Raw genomic sequence first — 17,226 nt, 5'->3', positions numbered from 1 at the left:
CAAGTAAGGTAATATATTGCAAATCGGAAATAAGTAGGTAGCATCAACCTAAATCAAAAAAAATTCTCGCCAGGTCCAATACTTTCCATAGTGAAATAGAGGTTTTAAGGGATATATTACTTCTGCACTTTTACCAGTAAATGGAATACAAGTACTCCTTAATGGTAATACCTTTGTGCCGCTCAAGATAGCGGGGAAAAATAAATCAATTTTTGCCGAAATTCTTTATAAGAGAGAGAGAAAAGCCTATACAAGGTTTTCAACATTAAAATCAACAAAGCCCCTTCAGATGCTAAATTGTTAAACACGAAAAGCGAGGACAAAGTTGAGATAACTTCCAATTATTACTATAACAAAGATGGCAGTCAGGTCGTAGAACTACCCACAAGCAGGAGGTCTATGAAATCTGAACTACCTTCCCATTATATGGAAATCTTAAAAAAGGAAAAATTATCTCCTAAAAATGAAGAAGATTTGATTCAATTGTTTTCAATCCTTAACTCCAAGTAATTGGAACTTGTCCCTATCCTGAAGGAATTTTAATTTTTTCCGTACCTCCAAAAGATGGTCCTTATCGATATTAACTGATATTACTTCTTCCTTTTCCGAAAAAATTAATTGTTGGCCCAGAGAATCATAAATAGCGGAGTGTCCAACGTATTCCAGCCCTTTTTCATCCCTTCCAATTCTATTGACACCGATACAATAACTCATATTTTCAATGGCCCTTGCCTTTAACAGCGTGTCCCATGCTTCAACTCTTGGTTTTGGCCAATTTGCCACGTATACCAATACATCATAATCGGTGGTGTTTCGGCTCCAAACAGGAAATCTCAGGTCATAACAGATCATAAGGTTTATTTTAAACCCCTTATATTCAACAATCAAATGATTGCTGCCGGATTGGTATTTTTCATGCTCTCCGGCCAAAGTGAAGGTATGTCTTTTATCATACTGCTTTACTTCACCGTTGGGCATAACAAAAAACAATCGGTTAAAATGTAAGTCATTTTCAGAATAGACAATACTCCCAACGATTGCCGCATTTTTTTCCTTGGCCCAATCTTGCATCCATTTTATGGTAATATCACCTTCTTGCGCATCTATATTCTCAGGTGTCATGGTAAAGCCAGTGGTAAACATTTCTGGCAAGACTATTAGGTCAACCTCACTTTTGACATTGGCTATCTTGGAAGAAAAATTTTCTCTATTCAAGGCAGGCTGTTCCCAAATTAAGGGTGATTGGACCAATGCGATATTCAATTTATTTTCCATTTTTAACTATGTGCTTTAAGTTCTTTGCTCTTATGAATAAACGATTACAACTATTTCTCCAATAATTTAATAAGCTCAGGATACCCCTTGGCCAAAGCATAATCCAAAGCGGTATTTCCTTTTTGGTCCTTAATTTTCCTTTCAGCGCCATGACTTAATAAAAGTTGGGCCATTTCCAATTTATTGAACATTGCAGAATAAATGAGCGCTGTGGCACCCATGGAATTTTGTTCATTAAGTGCTGCCCCATAAGTAAGCAGCAATTTGGACAAATCCAAAAACCCCTTAAAACAAACACCCATAAGCGGGGTATTTCCCGCGGCGTCTTTTTCATTGATATCAGCTCCTGAATCAAGTAATAATTTGGTTATCTCAATTTGGTTATAGTAAGTGGCCAAAATTAAAGGAGTAGAACCTCTTTCATCCTTAGCATTGACAAGTTCAGGCCTATTAATAATGGATTTTTGAGTTTTCTCCAAATTACCGCTCCTTATATCATCGTAAATTGTGGCTTGCATTTTTTTCGTGAAAATTACAGAATACTCCATGTAATACCCAACTGATGCTGTTTTTTGTTGCCTTACAAGTGCAAAATATCTTTGTTAATTATCTAATTGCTTATATTTTAAAACCTGGGCTCTGACATCATTAAATTGGGCTAATAACTCAATATAAGATTTTTAAATAACATTCAGTTCGGTGATATGGACAAAGCAGTAGCCTTAGAAAGACCTAGGTAAAGAATAATTAATCCATAAAATGGAAAACAATATATTGTTTGTTTACAAACAACGAATTAATTCTATTTGCGAAACGATTGAAGTAGGTTAAATAAAGAAACTACCTTTGTAATAACCTTTAAAAATGTGAGTGACTATGGCTGTAAGTAAGATTAAAACATGTTGTATTATTGATGATGACCCTATTTTTATTTATGGTACCAGGCGAATTATGAAAGAGGTGAATTTTTGTGACGAATTTATTGTTTTTAATGATGGCCAAGATGCATTGGATGGGCTATCCAAAATTGTTGACCTTGGTAAAAAAGTACCCCAAGTCATGTTTTTAGATCTTAATATGCCAGTAATGAATGGTTGGGAATTTTTGGATGAAGTTTTACAGCTGCATTCAAATATTTTCGAAAATACTTCAGTATACATCACCAGTTCATCATTAGATCCCAGAGATTTGGAAAAAGTAAAAAACTATAAAGTGGTCAGCAATTACATCCTTAAACCCATAACTCCTAATGACTTGGAAACTGTCCTGAATTCCTTAAAGAACTAAACCTAAGTTTTATCAGTATTATTCTAAAATAGATTTGTTAATTTTGCCTCGAATTGCTGTCATAAATTAATACATCCGACTCATTATATAGTAGAGTAGTTTACTTATAAGCTCATCTTAATTTTTAAATCTTTTTGTATTCATTTCTATGAATAATCGGAAGTTTTTATTTAATTAACAGTCCAAGGAAAAATATTTGAATTAATAGTCTCTTTCATGAGAATTAATAGTCTCTTTCATGAGTAAGATTGGTAGCTGCTGTATTATTGACGATGATGATTTTTTTGCATTTAACGCCAAGAATCTAATGAAGGATATCGGTTTTTGCGAAAATGTACTATGGTATGCAGATGGACAAGAAGCCATTGATAATTTGGTGGGGCTTTTGATTGAAAATATACCGCTACCTGAAGTGATACTTCTAGACCTGAATATGCCCAATAAGGACGGTTGGGCCTTTTTGAAGGAATTTGAGAACATTCCCGAAAACCAAAGGAAAAATGTCAAAATATACATTGTAAGCTCTTTCGTAAGCCCTGAAAACATGGCAAAGGCCAAAACCTATTCTACGGTAGAATCCTATCTGGTAAAACCATTGACCGAAAAATCCTTGAAAAATATCAAATAAAACAATTACCTAATCCCCGGGGTAAAATCGTTAGGAGCCAATTGAGGTTGATTCAAAGTACCAGAGTCTCCGGTATCATTATATATTTCCCATTGGGAAAATTGATATACTGAACTTCCTTCAATAACATCTTGTCTTCGTTGTGCACGACCATCCTCAAACTCATGATTGGTTCCAGAACCGTCTTCACCTGGAATACCAAAAGTGTCCATTACCGTTCCAAACGGGTCTACCAATACTAAATTATCATCTCCATTGGAATCAGCCGGTGAGTTGGTCGCGGCATCCACATCGGGTAAAAACCCAAAAACCTGTTCAAAGACATCAGGATTAGGGGATAAAATCAAGGTACTCTGGCCATTTATAGTATAACCCGACAAATCTGTTGATGAACTCACCGTTTGACTTTCATTCGTATACCTGTGAATTTGCCACCCCTTTAGCGATAGAGGTTCTGGAGCCGCATTATAGATTTCTACGAACCTAGCTCCTGCATTATTATCTGGATCGGCCAATTCAGAAAAAAAGATACTATTGGACGTAAACTCATCTACAACATCCTCGCACCTTTCCTGGTCGAACTCTACATCGTCCATGTTTCGGATAATTAACTTAAATTCTGATCCCTCCTTGGTCAGCACACCAGTAATACTCCCACTACCTTCAGGGACAACTCTTGCCTGAAAACTTGAGTAACCGCTATTCAGCATAACTAGCTCATTATCGTCACAATCCACAAGTATTCTCTCCGTTTCCTCCTCCTTTTCAGCAAAGGTCCGGTTCAACTCCTCCGATGAAAATTCTATATTTTCCAATCTGACCAAGGTACCAGTCATGGTATCATCCAAATCAGGAATAGTTGATAACGTAGGTTCTAAAACACTAGATGCCTCACAAGCAACAAAGACACGCTCAAAAATACTATTGTACGGCAATCTTCCCACGGAATTATTCCCAAATGAACTAAATACCCCACCTAGTTTATATTGGCCTCTTGAGGACCCCAAATACAAACCCTTCAAACGTATCAAAACCTTGTTGCCAACCTCAAAGAAAAGATAGGAATCCCTCATATCAATTTCCAATTGAAACCCGTCAGTTGGATTATCAGGACTATTTTGAAAATATAGTACACTGAAAAAATTATTTTCCTTATCCGAAGAATTTATATAACCCTCAATAACCCAATCTTCCTGTATCTGAACAGTTTCTCCTTGATAATACTCCCTAAGTTTCCCGTAACTAATATTGGCGATTAAATTGGATTCGCATGATGGTTTTAAATTATCAAAATCATTACTTCTAACACAGGCAAAACATATTAATACCAAGAGCAATAGCCTAAATTTTGACAAGAATCTCCTATATGTATATATGCTAACATCCATGTTTAAAAACTTATAGCCAAGTTTAAAAAATAAGTCCTACCATACCCGTACCAATATTTTGGGGCAAAGGAGGGACTACCACTCAGATTATCCTTCCTCAACTGACCAAAATTTCCGTTTCTACTTTGCTCATAACCTCCAGTTCTAAACGTGGTGTCAAAAAGGTTATTGATGCTGGCAAAAACGCCTACATATTTACCCTTCTTCAACCAAGACTTTCCCCCTACAAGGTTCAAAAGATAAAAATTGTCCAATGGTTTTTGTTCCAGAAGGGCATTTACGTTTTCTTCCGTAGCATCCGGGAAATTTTGTCCCGTTTCCGGGTCTAAATAAAAACTTTTGGTTCTTGTAATCGTAGAAATATTGGCATAGTTACTGGCAAGATAGTTGGCCGTCATGCCAACCCACCAATACTTGGGATCCCTATACTCCATACCCAAAGCAAAGGCCTTTTGTGGTCCCTGTGCCAACTTATATCCTTTGATACTTGCTAAACCCAAATCTTGAGACCCCTGTATGTTTATTAAGTCCTCCTCAGCGGAAGCCGTATCAAAATTAATGGTCACTGAAGGATCACTTGCAAAAATATACTTACCAATTGAGGAAACCCACGATAACTTTACTGTAGAAGATAATTGGTATTCCAGCCCCAACTCGGTTCCCAAATGTAATTTATCCAAATCGGTCAAAACCTCCTGAACGAAGTCTGAACCCACCCCAGAATCCACAAAGAAAAAATTTACATCTGTGAGATTTTGAAATCTTGTATAATAGCCGGAGAGGCGACCCGTGAGGTTGGGCAGGCGCAAAAAATAGTTGACGTCCAAGGTTGAAATGTTTTCCGTTTGAAGATTTGGTACTATAGTGTTAGACTCCCTGGGATTTACAAAAATGTTTTGAAGTAAGGGTGCCTTATTAATCAAAGCTCCCTGCAAAGTGACCCAATGCCTTCCCGTTATGGCATGGGTTATACCTCCCTTTACCCCAAAGTTTGAAAATGGTATATTGCCGCTAGGACCTAAGGAGCTTTCCGGAAACCTTTCATTTTGAAAATGTCCTATTCTTTGGAATATTTGGTGATTAAATTGACCAGCCACGAACAATTTCCATTTATTAAGATCTATAGATAATTGGGAATACGCCCTAAGCTCCGAAGCTTTAAAATCATAATTATAGCCAAGGACTTCTCCTTCTCTCTTTTCCAAATCCGTATTTATATCATTTCTTGTGTTGGAAAAGGGATCTATGTCCGTATAAAAATTTGCGCCCAGCAAATCATCTACTTCAGCAAAATTATGGGACTTTAAATATCTGTTCATAATACCCAGATCCAGTTTTACCTGTTCGGCCCATTGAAAATTAACGTTAAGATTGGCCGTAAACTGCTCATCTGAAACCACATCATTATAAAGCTGATAAGCGGCATCGCCACCTAAAGAGGAATTGGAATTTGCGTTATATAGGTTTTGCCATTTTAACTGAGGATTTTGAACAAAACTGTTCTCGGCCATTTCGGCACTAATAAAATTGGCTCCAATGGGGCTATTGATATAAAAACTGGGCATATATCTATAATAAGTTGGGTCTGGATTGGGAGCATCTTTATAGCCGAGTCTACTTCTTTCATGGCTTCCTTTTTGGTATACCATACCAAGGGACAAATTCATTTTTTTGGAATCATGAAAATAATTCAACATAATCATGGGTTCAGATATATTACGTTCCCTGGAGTTCCTTATTTTGCCATCTTGCTCGCCCCAGTATGGATTATATTTTTTCCCAACTAAATCAAAAACCTCCTCCGTAATGGCAGATGACCTACCCCTTCTATTGGATGCCAAAATTCCAGAAAGCAAAACACTATTGCTTTCATTGATCTTATACTCCAACTGACCACTTAGGGAATAAGCGTCATATAACGTACCATCTATATAACCTTCCTTAGCGCATCTTCTTGAGCCAGATAACATATAGGCCAATCCATTGGCATTCATTCCGGAATTATACGTTGCCATAAGCCTACCAGTATAGGTCCTATTGGAAACCGATGATGAAATTCGTTTGCCCGGCCTCAAACCTGAAGGCCTTAAATCAATATTGGTATTCCCTAAAATCCCCCCGAATGTATAGTCGGAAGCTTCTATTCCGTTTGTATATTCCTGGTTCCTGGTAATATCATTAAGTCCACCCCAATTATTCCATTGTGGGCGACCATCATATATTTTGTTCATTGGTATACCGTTCAATAGAACTTCACCCTGTTGGGAATCATACCCACGAACCCGAAAAAAAGCCTGTCCAAAATCAAATGCGGCTCGACTTAAAAAAACATCCCTGGTGGCCTGCAACAGTCCTAAGGAATTGGATGCAGATTCATCATCCAAAAGCTCTGCATCCGTAAGGGTTATCAAATTGTCCTGTTGGTCCATTGAAATATCCCTTTTTAAATATATTCTTCCAAGATCCAATGCTTTCCCTTCGAGTTGAACCGGAATCCTTTTTGTTTCATAATCCTGAAACCTTACATTAAGAATATATTCCCCATTCAGGTTGGTTCGTAAATCAAACACTCCTTCTAAATTTGTGCTTGCTTCCAAAAACTCTCCTTCAATACTTATTATCGCTCCTTTAATTGGTTGATTGTCCGGTTCATTTAAAACAGTACCCGATAAACTATAATTTGTTTGCCCAAAGGAGAAGCTGAAGAAGAAAATAATTGGTATGAGGAATATACCCTTATACATGGTCTATGTTTAGTGCAAGATGTTAATGGTATTGTAATATATTTAAAAACAATTACTTAACTAGATTTTCTACATAAAAACCATATATTTCGACCCAAATGAGAAATTTTAATACATATTTTTTTCTCCTGTTTGTATGGGTTGGCTTAGGACAGTCCAAAAAAGAGTATCGAGTGAGGACCATCGCGTTCTACAATCTTGAAAATTTGTTTGACACAAAAAATGATAGCCTAATTTTTGATGACGACAGGACGACCAATGGTAAAGACAACTGGACCGAAGAACGCTATTGGAAGAAAATAGATAATCTTTCAAAGGTAATTTCTGAAATAGGCCTGGAAAATACACGTTCTGCCCCAGACCTCTTAGGTATCTGTGAGGCCGAAAACAAGACCGTACTTCTGGATTTAATCAACCATCCCAAACTCAAAAAAAAGAACTACGATATTATTCATTTTGATTCTCCAGATGAGAGGGGAATTGACGTTGGGCTCATTTATTCAAAACTTTCCTTTATTCCAGTTTCCTTTGTAAGTAGGAGATTGCTTTTGACCGACGAGGAAGGTTTTCGTGATTATACCCGTGACCAATTGGTTGTTGAAGGCTTGTTGGACAATGAAAAAATTTATCTTATCGTAAACCATTGGCCATCCAGAAGCGGCGGGGAACTTAGAAGTAGGCCCTACAGACTAAAGGCAGCGGAACTAAACAAAAGAATAATCGACTCCCTGAGACATTTGGACCAAAACGCCAAAATAATAGGAATGGGGGATTTTAATGATGACCCCATAAGTCCTAGTTTTAAAAAAATACTTAAGGTAAAAGGTAAAGAGAAGCAACTGGACTCGATGAGCCTTTTTGGACCCATGGAAAGTATGTTCAAAAAAGGAATCGGTTCTTTGGCTTATAGGGACCGGTGGAATCTTTTTGACCAAATATACCTAACCGTCAACTTGCTCAACAACTCAGAAGGATACCGGTTTTGGAAAGCGGATGTTTTCAGCCCATCCTACCTTATCGATCCAAAAGGGGTATACAAAGGATATCCTTTACGCACGTATGCCGGAGGTAGTTATATTGGGGGTTATAGTGACCATTTCCCCGTCTACATACATTTAATCAGGGAGGTAGATTAGCGAACCAAATTTTCTTATTTAATCCAGCGGAGTCAATTGAATGTTTTTCCATTTTACCTTGATACCTCCACCATCATGGATTTGAAGCAGAATGGAACCTTCTCCCTTACCTATAATTCTGTCCTTAAAGGAAACCATTTCCGTACCATTGAGCCAAGAGGTTATTTGTTTACCATCCACTTTGATGGTCATGTGGTTCCAATCCCCAAATTTTAAGGCACCATCCTTTTCCTCTTTTGGTTTCTTTAGCCATTGCCTTCCGTAAGATTCATAAACACCACCCGTAAATTTTCCGGGTGGGGCTACCTCAACCTGCCAACCACTTACCTTAGTTCCATCAACACTGGATCTTATAAAAACACCGCTGTTGCCATCGGCCTCTTGTTTAAAATCCAGATCAAGTATAAAATTTTTATACTCCTTTTCGGTTCCCAAGTACCCATAACCGGCATCAGGGCCACTTTCACAGATCAATAGTCCATCTTCCACGTACCACTTTTCGGTTCCAAAAACTTCCCATCCATCCAAGTTTTCACCATTGAAAAGGGAAACTGTTTGGCCCATCAGGTTATTACACAAAAAAACAATCAATCCTATACCAAAAATCTTCTTCATTATTATACTATTTAGAACCATTGACTCCATGGAATTCTACTTAAAATTAATATCAAACCAATACCATAAAAAATGGCAATACTCTTAAATTTCTTATCACCCTCTACAAATTTCTTGTGTCTGGACCAACCTATGGTTATCGATGCTATGGCTAAAATATTTACAAATGGATGCTCTACTGCCAGTAATCTCGCAGCAGAAGTTAGACCCCCCATACCAAACTCCTGTATCGCACTGAATCCGCTAGGAGATATGAAATAGAGAATAAGCCCCACCAATAATTGAATATGGCACAGGATGAGGGCAAAAAGACTTAACCTCAGGTCCTTGTTCATGGTGAAGACTCTTTTGCTCAATAGACCGGAAATGGCATTGATAACGGCAATAATCAATATTGCCAATGCTACATAGGCTAAATAGGAATGTAGCATTTGTATGGTTTCGTACATGTTATTGGTTTTAATGAATTTTAAAAATAGTGAATTTTAAGCATAAAAAAACCCTGCCAATTGGCAGGGTTCTTAACAATTAAGATTAATTCTTAAAAATTGAATCTTGCGCTCAGGTTCCAAGTTGTTCCGAAACCGAAGAATACCCTGTTTCTAGTATTGATACCGTCGTAGGTCTCGTCACCAGGTTGAGCAAATATATTAGTATCAGATTCCGCAATGTATGTGGTATCGAATACGTTGTTAACGTTTAGTCTGAAGCTAAGCATTTTATCGTCAAAAGGAATATTAAAAGTTGTACCGGCATCCATCAATCCGAAGGAAGGAAGCTTTAAAGAACCTTCAGGCCCAACATCAGTAGCATCAAATTGAGCATAAAGATTATCAGCGTAGCGATATCCAAGGTCTACACTCAAATTTTCAATGATATTATAATTGGCTCCAATAAAGGCAGTAAACTGAGCTGCATCACCAACTTTAATTCCATCCAATTCCAAAGTTTCCTGCTGTTCAACGCCCCCAATTACGATTGGGTTTTGATCATTATCGAAATACGTTGCGTTAACATCATCCTTATACTCCCAGTTACCAATGGAAATCATACCTGTAAGAGCAAATTTATCGCTAGCTTGAAACCTACCATCCATCTCGATACCGGTATGAACTTGCTTAATTCCCAATAAGTTAGCAGTTCCCCTAATTTCATCTGGTTGTCCCGCATTGAAAGTGGCACTGGCACTGGCAAATCTATCCTTCCAACTAGTTGAATACAGGTTTACATTTCCACGGAATTTTGAGCTTCTATACCCATATCCCAATTCGAAACCTGTAATTTTTTCATTTGTCAAGTTTGGATTTAGATTGTTCCCAAAGTTCAAGTAAACAGCATCAAACAAAGGTTGTTTTGAATAATAGCCTGCATTTGCAAAAACATTATTGTGTGCATCAATGTTCCAGTTTACACCACCTTTAACATTTCCACCTAAAATATTCTCGTAATCTGTTTTTTCTGGAGGAGTTTCGCTAAAAAATTCCTCTCTAGCAAAGCCTTGGTTTGATAATGCGCCTTGAACAAAAGCAGTTACATCTGGTGTAAAATTATATTCTACTTGTCCAAAAACACCTAACCAATTAACCAATCCTGTATTGTAGTAATCAATTTTTTCCTCATCATCTATATTTCCAAAAACCCACCAAGGTTGATTGGCCTTATACGTCTCACGGAAAATTTGATTGGGATCGTTGTCGTTATCCGTTTCTTGGTATGCATCACCGCCTAAAAGATCATTCACTCTTCTATAGTGGTAACCCGTATACTTTCTTAAGTCAAGACCAAAATCAATGGTCAAATCCTCAGAAATTCTATTGTTGAAGTTTGCCAAAAGACCATACCAGTTATGAGAGTTTACAGAAGCTCTTCTTGTAATACCGTTAGTGTTGTTCTCATTTGGATTTTGGTCGCTATTGTTCAAATAAAGACCGTTAATCTGCTCTCTAGGGGTATCACTAAAATCAGGAACCAATGTACCACTATTATAAGCAATAATATCATCTACCCTTACCAAACCATCTGCCGATTTAGGTAATGCAAATTGTCTGGTACCATTGATTTCTCCAATTTCACCCGTTCCACCACCTCGACCAAAGGAAGCATAAGCCGATGTTTCCAAAGTAGTTTTGTCCGATATAGCCCAACTCCAGTTTAAACTGATAACCGGCTTGTGATAAAAGTTACGCCTAAAACTGTATTCCTCACCATTTCTATACCCCCAGTCACTATTATATTTCCTGTTAGGCTTATCGGCAGTTCCGCCATATCTAATATAGTCTGCAATCGAAGGAGCAAAATCCCTCTGATGGTGCCATTGTGGAGCACCAGTTACCATAAATTCTAAATTATGATCTCCTTTGGTATAGCCAAGGCCTAAAAAGAAATTATATCCTTCAAATTTAGTACCATCAGCATACATACTCCCACCTGTCCTACTCAATAACAAGGAAGCTGAGAATCCATTATCAAGAAGTCCTGATGAATAAGAAGCCAAAGTTTTCACATAGCCATCGTTACCTACCGTAGCCCCTATTGCACCACCTTCAGCGTTTAAGGATGTTTTTGTAATAACATTGATCGTGCCACCAACTGAAGATACCGCCAACTTTGAGGAACCCAAACCTCTTTGAACCTGTATTGCGGAGGTTACATCCGATAGACCCGCCCAGTTACTCCAATAAACTTGACCATTCTCCATATCGTTTACAGGAACACCATTAATCATTACGGCTGAATTGTTCGTGTCAAATCCACGAATATTTACACGGGCATCTCCAAAACCTCCACCTGATTTTGTGGCATATATCGATGGAGTTGTATTCAATATCTCAGGGAATTCTTGAGATCCCAATTTTAATTGAATCTCCTCTGCCTTAATAGTAGAAACTGCGACAGGAGTCTTTCTATCCTTAGCAATATCCTGTACTCCAGTTACTACAACCCCTTCCAATTCTTCGGCGTTTGGCATTAAAGATATTGTACCAACACTACCTCCCGTAAAGGATACCTCTTGAGGCATAAAACCAATATAGGAAACTCTTAATGTTCCAGATGATGTCGCAGATTCAATAGTAAAGTTTCCATCAAAGTCTGTAGAGGTACCATTAGATGTACCTTTAACAACCACTGTAGCACCTGGTAATGGACCTCCCATTTCACCATCTACCACAGTACCTGTAATCGTCGTTTGTGAAAAAACAGTTGCGGTCAACAAAAAGGCCGCAATTGCAAAGTAGATTTTTTTCATTTTTTCTTGTATTTGTTAGTTTTTTAACTGGTGCAAAAGTCTTTTATTTTTCGACTTCCAACGTTAAGGGAACGTTAAATCACCAATTCAAACTTACAGTAAAAAACTTAAAAAACCCACTGTATATGAAGAAGTTACAGGTGTTGTTATAAAAATGGGAATCGTCTAACTCAACTCTTAAAATATTGCAAAAGTCTTAAAGTTGAGCTGTCATGTTGAGATATTGTTGATCCTTGAATATCCTTTAATATGGTGCCGGCCAATTGTTTTCCCAATTCCACACCCCATTGATCAAAGCTGAAAATATTCCAGATAACACCCTGAACAAATATCTTATGTTCGTAAAGTGCTATCAAAGACCCTAAACTTTTAGGGGTTAGTTTGTCTATCAATATGCTATTGGTGGGTTTATTCCCTTCGAAGACCTTGAAGGGGGCCAAACGTTCTACCTCTTCCTTGGACAGATTCTTTTCCTTTAATTCTGCGATGACTTCCTCCACTGTCTTTCCATTCATCAAGGCCTCCGTTTGCGCAAAAAAATTGGCCATTAGCTTTTCATGATGATCCGTATCACCATGTAATGAATGCTTATACCCAATGAAATCAGTAGGAATTAGTTTTGTTCCTTGGTGTATTAATTGAAAAAAAGCATGTTGGGAATTGGTCCCAGGTTCTCCCCATATAATGGTTCCTGTTTCATAACCTACCCTTTTTCCGTTCCTACCAACACTTTTACCGTTGCTTTCCATGATACCCTGTTGCAAATAAGCGGAAAACCTACTTAAGTATTGGGTATACGGAATTATGGCCTCTGTTTCTGCTTGATAGAAATTATTATACCAGATACTAATGAGTGCCATCAAAACCGGTAAATTTTCATTGAACGCCGTATCCTTGAAATGTTCATCCATTTCATGGGCACCCTGCAACATGGAATTGAAATTTTCATATCCTACCGCCAGCGCAATGGAAAGCCCAACGGCGCTCCATAATGAAAATCTTCCACCTACCCAATCCCACATAGGGAATACGTTCTTATCGGATATTCCGAACTCCGCTATCTTTTCGGTGTTGGTAGATACCGCGGCAAAGTGCTTGGCAATATCTTTTTGGGAAGCATGCTCCAAGAACCATTTTTTTATGGTAGTGGCATTACTCAATGTTTCTTGCGTGGTAAACGTTTTGGACACAACTACGAATAAGGTAGTTTCCGGATTTAAGGTTTTCAAAACCTCGTGAACATGGTCCCCATCTACGTTACTTACAAAATGTACATTTAAGTGGTTTTTGTAAAACTTTAATGCTTCGGTGACCATCGCTGGGCCTAAATCGGAACCTCCAATACCTATATTGACAATATCCGTAAATTTCTTTCCGGTGTATCCTTTACTTTCTCCGCCTATTATAGATTCCGAAAACTCTTTAATATGTTTCCTAACCTCAAAAACCTCTGGAATAACATTTTCACCGTCTACAAAAACTTTGTCAGATTCTTTACACCTTAAAGCCGTATGTAAAACTGCCCTTCCCTCAGTTTCGTTTATTTCATCGCCCTGAAAGTATTTTTTTATGGCATCCTTTAATTTCAATTCATCCGCTAGTCCCAACAACAATTCCATCGTTTCCGATGTAATCCTGTTTTTGGAAAAATCCAAAAGAAAATCGTTCCATTTTTTACTAAAGTTCTCCGCTCTTTTGCTATCCTCTGCGAACAGACTTTTTATTTGAATATCTCTAGAGTGCTTATAGTGTTGATCTAGCTTTTTCCAAGCTTCTGTGGTGGTTGGGTCTATATTATTTAGTTTCATCTATTTCATTGAGTGTTAACAAATCCTCTTCTTCAATCTTCTCCGGGTAAACGATACAATCCAACTGTTCCTTTATTGGGTTTATGTATGCATAGTAATCTGGTCTTAGTTCCTCTGCCAGTGGTTCCGCCTGTGGAAGCTCTTCCCTTAATGGGTCTACTTGTCTGCCATTTTTCCAAAACCGATAGCATACATGTGGCCCGCCCGTATTTCCGGTCATCCCTACCCATCCAATAACATCTCCTTGACGAACGAATTGTCCCTTTTTTACATTTTGCTTCTTCATATGAAGGTATTGTGTAGAGTAGGTTTCGTTATGTCTGATTTTTACATATTTTCCATTTCCTCCTCTTCGGGTTGATTCCGTGACCGTACCATCCGCAGTAGCAAGGATAGGTGTTCCTATGGCCGCGGCATAATCGGTTCCTTTGTGAGGTCTTACTTTATACCCGTAATACCTTATCCTTCTTTTAAGGTTATATCGTGAGGACAACCTGCCAAATTCCACGGGCATTCTAAGAAACGTCCGTCTTAGGTTGTTGGCCTCATCATCAAAATAATCTACCAACCTTTTTAAAGAATCATTTTCGTAGGCAAAAGCATAGATAGGTCTTCCATTATGCTCAAAATAGGCGGCATCTATAGGTTCTGCACCCGCGTAGACGGTATCGTTGATATACTTTTCCTTATAGATTACCTTAAACTTGTCGTTCTTTTGTAACATGGAAAAATCAATGGTCCAAGCATAAACATTGGCCAAGTTGTGCGTAACATTATAATCTATTCCTTGGTCTAAGATAGCTTCGGACAGATTGGTTTCAATAATACCAGAAACCTCCCTTTCCACATATTTTACCTTCTTTTTACCCTTGTAAACCTGTACACTGTCCCTAAGATCAACTACGGTATAGTCAATTGGATTGTTTTCATAAATAAAAACTTGGGCCTGTTCCGTAGTATCCTTGGATTTTAAAATCAAATAAGGTTTACCAACACGAATCCTGCGAACATCAAAAGTATCCTTGTATTTCTCTGATATGGTCGCAATCTTAGGATACTCAACCTTATTCTTCAACATCAACTCCCCAAAACTATCCCCATACTTTATCGTATCCAGATGAACATTGAATTCGTCAAAATTAAAACCAAATCGGGTGACCACGGGGTCCTCCACCGGGCTTATTTTTAGCTCTTCATGTTTTACAGTAACTTTTTCCTCCTTACATGCCCCTAAAAAAAACAACGTAAATATTATGCCCCAATATTTTCGCATCAAACCTATGTATTAATTTTATTGGGGTTATAAATATGGTCTACCCATTGTTTGCCCCAGTTATTTAATTCCTCTTTTGTATAAATTTCTGGAAAGAATACCACTTTTTGGAAACTTGGTGGAAGATATTCCTTCCAGTTTGTTCCTCCGGTCGCTTCCAAATCTCCTGAATCCTTTCCTAAATAGCGATGGGCCGAACCCATATGCATCAACGGCCAGTTGACATTGGCATTCAAATCCATCGTCTTTAACGCTTTAACCAATTCTTTATTTTGTTTGGCTTCCGGTGGCAAAGCTAAGTATTTATGATAAATTGTGTTATTTAACAATTGCTTGGCCGTTCGCACCAACCTTGGCGTATATCGATACTCAAACTGCTTAAGCGTTAGGGTTTTCTCCCCAGTAGAGATATCCGTAGCACCCTTTTTCCAATAGATGTTCTCGTATAGCTCCTCGATACTATTAGCTTCCGAAAAATCATTCCTTTGGGACTCGTGTACCAGATTTTGCAGGGGTGTGGAATAAATCTCTATCATCCTGAATTGAGCCGATTGAAAACCGCTCGCTGGCAATAAAGCCATTCTATATTGAAGAAATTGTTCTTTTTCCATTCCTTTGATCATAATGCTAAAAGATGAAATAAGGGCGGTATAGTAACTGTTAATTCTCCTTAGCTTTTCTACAAAAAAATCAAGGTTCTGGGATTTGTCGTCCACCAATTGTTTTTGCTCGTGCAAAATGAGCTTGAAATACAACTCGGTTATCTGATGGTACATGATGAAGATTTCCTCATCGGGAAAGTGGGTTCTGGGAACCTGAAGACTTAATAGGGTATCCAAGTGAATGTAATCCCAGTAGGTAAGATAGCGTTGGTATAGTAACCCATCTAGATAAGAGCTTAAATCTTGGCCAGAATCCCTGTACTTTTCCTCAAGTTTTAAAATTTGAGATTTGACCCGCTCTTTATCGTCCATTCTATTAATCCATTAGTATCTTAAATTGATGCTTTAAGCCATTATAACCATCCAAATCTGCCTTAATAGCACCAACCGCTAAATCTGCCTTTATTCTTATAGGAATGCGATTATCATCATTGGACACCCATAATGATAGACTTTCCTTCTCTTTAAAGACCCTACCGGATTGTACCAAGGGCCTAAACTTAAGACATTCTACCTTTCCGTACTTTGTATTTACAATCTCCTTTCCCAAGTACTTCAATTTAAAATTGAAAATACCATCATCGTCATATAGCATTTTCAAGTCTATGGCCTCACCGACAACTAAATCTTTGGGCTCATAATTGTTCCTTAGAAAGTAGAACGCGGAAATTAAATCCTGTATACTGTCTTGGAGATCAAAATTAAACTTTTTATTGTTTTTTTTATCATTGAGCACCGCTTTGTCCTTTTCATGGTCAAAATTGATTTCTACGTCCTTGGTATAACCTCCTTCATTTATTTTCCGGATAAACTTATAAGGTTTTCCATCCCTCTTGTCAAAATAACTTTCATAGGTATCATCCACTTTAAAAAAAATACTTGCGAATCCTGTGGTTTCTCCATGGCCTACCACGTGATAAACAGGTATGGAATCTATTGTAGCATTCTTTACGTGCAAGGTAGCATAGCTGGCATTAAGGATACCGTAGTGCATCCTAAACTTTAGCCATTCCCCAGATTTAAAGGCAGATTGCTGTTCTTGGGAAAATAGATTATTATATCCCATCAAAAGCAGTAAAACCAAAACCTTTCTCATAAGCACATTTTTTTTATAAAAATACTACATGATTTTTCATAATAAACGACCTTACAATTACTTAAAC

14 protein-coding genes are annotated in these 17,226 nt (G+C 37.8%); 3 read left to right on the top strand and 11 right to left on the bottom strand.

All coding sequences use genetic code 11. The annotated features are described in order from the left end of the window. Window positions 1–489: 489 nt before the first annotated feature. Both CJ263_RS09500 and CJ263_RS09495 read right to left on the bottom strand, forming a co-directional pair. Complete coding sequence (locus CJ263_RS09500) at window positions 490–1,275, bottom strand: amidohydrolase (protein ID WP_094997047.1); 786 nt, start codon at window positions 1,273–1,275, stop codon at window positions 490–492. A gap of 50 nt (window positions 1,276–1,325) precedes the next feature. Continuing rightward, entirely contained in the window at window positions 1,326–1,793 is a 468-nt protein-coding gene (locus CJ263_RS09495; protein WP_094999192.1) for an ankyrin repeat domain-containing protein, read from the bottom strand. A gap of 358 nt (window positions 1,794–2,151) precedes the next feature. On the opposite strand from CJ263_RS09495, the gene CJ263_RS09490 reads away from it, so the two are divergent. Beyond that, on the top strand, window positions 2,152–2,562 hold the full coding sequence (locus tag CJ263_RS09490; protein ID WP_094997046.1) for a response regulator: 411 nt from the start codon (window positions 2,152–2,154) through the stop codon (window positions 2,560–2,562). Window positions 2,563–2,800: 238 nt separating this feature from the next. Beyond that, complete coding sequence (locus tag CJ263_RS09485) at window positions 2,801–3,190, top strand: response regulator (protein ID WP_094997045.1); 390 nt, start codon at window positions 2,801–2,803, stop codon at window positions 3,188–3,190. A 5-nt stretch (window positions 3,191–3,195) separates the two neighbouring features. On the opposite strand, the gene CJ263_RS09480 is transcribed toward CJ263_RS09485, so the two are convergent. Continuing rightward, window positions 3,196–4,527, bottom strand: coding sequence for a DUF5689 domain-containing protein (locus tag CJ263_RS09480; protein ID WP_229702401.1), 1,332 nt, complete (start codon window positions 4,525–4,527; stop codon window positions 3,196–3,198). A gap of 53 nt (window positions 4,528–4,580) precedes the next feature. Further along, window positions 4,581–7,322, bottom strand: coding sequence for a TonB-dependent receptor (locus CJ263_RS09475; RefSeq protein WP_094997043.1), 2,742 nt, complete (start codon window positions 7,320–7,322; stop codon window positions 4,581–4,583). 173 nt (window positions 7,323–7,495) lie between these two features. Between CJ263_RS09475 and CJ263_RS09470 the strand changes: the two genes are divergently transcribed. Beyond that, window positions 7,496–8,458: an endonuclease/exonuclease/phosphatase family protein gene (locus tag CJ263_RS09470; protein WP_308423221.1), complete on the top strand. Its 963-nt coding sequence runs from the start codon at window positions 7,496–7,498 to the stop codon at window positions 8,456–8,458. An 18-nt stretch (window positions 8,459–8,476) separates the two neighbouring features. On the opposite strand, the gene CJ263_RS09465 is transcribed toward CJ263_RS09470, so the two are convergent. The 7 genes from CJ263_RS09465 to CJ263_RS09435 all read right to left on the bottom strand — a co-directional run bounded on the left by CJ263_RS09465 (window position 8,477) and on the right by CJ263_RS09435 (window position 17,159). Continuing rightward, a complete protein-coding gene (locus CJ263_RS09465; protein ID WP_094999191.1) occupies window positions 8,477–9,073 on the bottom strand; it encodes a 3-keto-disaccharide hydrolase in 597 nt (198 codons plus the stop codon). An 11-nt stretch (window positions 9,074–9,084) separates the two neighbouring features. Further along, a complete protein-coding gene (locus CJ263_RS09460) occupies window positions 9,085–9,522 on the bottom strand; it encodes a hypothetical protein (protein ID WP_094997041.1) in 438 nt (145 codons plus the stop codon). A 92-nt stretch (window positions 9,523–9,614) separates the two neighbouring features. After that, window positions 9,615–12,320, bottom strand: a complete 2,706-nt coding sequence (locus CJ263_RS09455) for a TonB-dependent receptor (RefSeq protein WP_094997040.1) — start codon at window positions 12,318–12,320, stop codon at window positions 9,615–9,617. A 170-nt stretch (window positions 12,321–12,490) separates the two neighbouring features. Then, complete coding sequence (pgi, locus tag CJ263_RS09450; RefSeq protein ID WP_094997039.1) at window positions 12,491–14,128, bottom strand: glucose-6-phosphate isomerase; 1,638 nt, start codon at window positions 14,126–14,128, stop codon at window positions 12,491–12,493. After that, on the bottom strand, window positions 14,115–15,401 hold the full coding sequence (locus CJ263_RS09445; RefSeq protein WP_094997038.1) for a M23 family metallopeptidase: 1,287 nt from the start codon (window positions 15,399–15,401) through the stop codon (window positions 14,115–14,117). Before CJ263_RS09445 ends, pgi begins: the two co-directional genes overlap by 14 nt. Window positions 15,402–15,406: 5 nt before the next feature. Beyond that, on the bottom strand, window positions 15,407–16,375 hold the full coding sequence (locus tag CJ263_RS09440; RefSeq protein ID WP_094997037.1) for a tryptophan 2,3-dioxygenase family protein: 969 nt from the start codon (window positions 16,373–16,375) through the stop codon (window positions 15,407–15,409). Window positions 16,376–16,379: 4 nt separating this feature from the next. Continuing rightward, window positions 16,380–17,159: a DUF3108 domain-containing protein gene (locus CJ263_RS09435; RefSeq protein ID WP_094997036.1), complete on the bottom strand. Its 780-nt coding sequence runs from the start codon at window positions 17,157–17,159 to the stop codon at window positions 16,380–16,382. Window positions 17,160–17,226: the final 67 nt, after the last annotated feature.

It is taken from the genome of Maribacter cobaltidurans (assembly GCF_002269385.1).
Taxonomy (GTDB): domain Bacteria; phylum Bacteroidota; class Bacteroidia; order Flavobacteriales; family Flavobacteriaceae; genus Maribacter; species Maribacter cobaltidurans.
This window is presented reverse-complemented; position numbering and strand designations above follow the sequence as displayed.

Coding starts and splice junctions, on each gene's coding strand:
- CJ263_RS09455 (WP_094997040.1), bottom strand. CDS start 12,320: ATGAAAAAAATCTACTTTGCAATTGCGGCCTTTTTGTTGACCGCAACT.
- CJ263_RS09435 (WP_094997036.1), bottom strand. CDS start 17,159: ATGAGAAAGGTTTTGGTTTTACTGCTTTTGATGGGATATAATAATCTA.
- CJ263_RS09475 (WP_094997043.1), bottom strand. CDS start 7,322: ATGTATAAGGGTATATTCCTCATACCAATTATTTTCTTCTTCAGCTTC.
- CJ263_RS09445 (WP_094997038.1), bottom strand. CDS start 15,401: ATGCGAAAATATTGGGGCATAATATTTACGTTGTTTTTTTTAGGGGCA.
- CJ263_RS09485 (WP_094997045.1), top strand. CDS start 2,801: ATGAGTAAGATTGGTAGCTGCTGTATTATTGACGATGATGATTTTTTT.
- pgi (WP_094997039.1), bottom strand. CDS start 14,128: ATGAAACTAAATAATATAGACCCAACCACCACAGAAGCTTGGAAAAAG.
- CJ263_RS09500 (WP_094997047.1), bottom strand. CDS start 1,275: ATGGAAAATAAATTGAATATCGCATTGGTCCAATCACCCTTAATTTGG.
- CJ263_RS09465 (WP_094999191.1), bottom strand. CDS start 9,073: ATGAAGAAGATTTTTGGTATAGGATTGATTGTTTTTTTGTGTAATAAC.
- CJ263_RS09490 (WP_094997046.1), top strand. CDS start 2,152: ATGGCTGTAAGTAAGATTAAAACATGTTGTATTATTGATGATGACCCT.
- CJ263_RS09495 (WP_094999192.1), bottom strand. CDS start 1,793: ATGCAAGCCACAATTTACGATGATATAAGGAGCGGTAATTTGGAGAAA.
- CJ263_RS09440 (WP_094997037.1), bottom strand. CDS start 16,375: ATGGACGATAAAGAGCGGGTCAAATCTCAAATTTTAAAACTTGAGGAA.
- CJ263_RS09460 (WP_094997041.1), bottom strand. CDS start 9,522: ATGTACGAAACCATACAAATGCTACATTCCTATTTAGCCTATGTAGCA.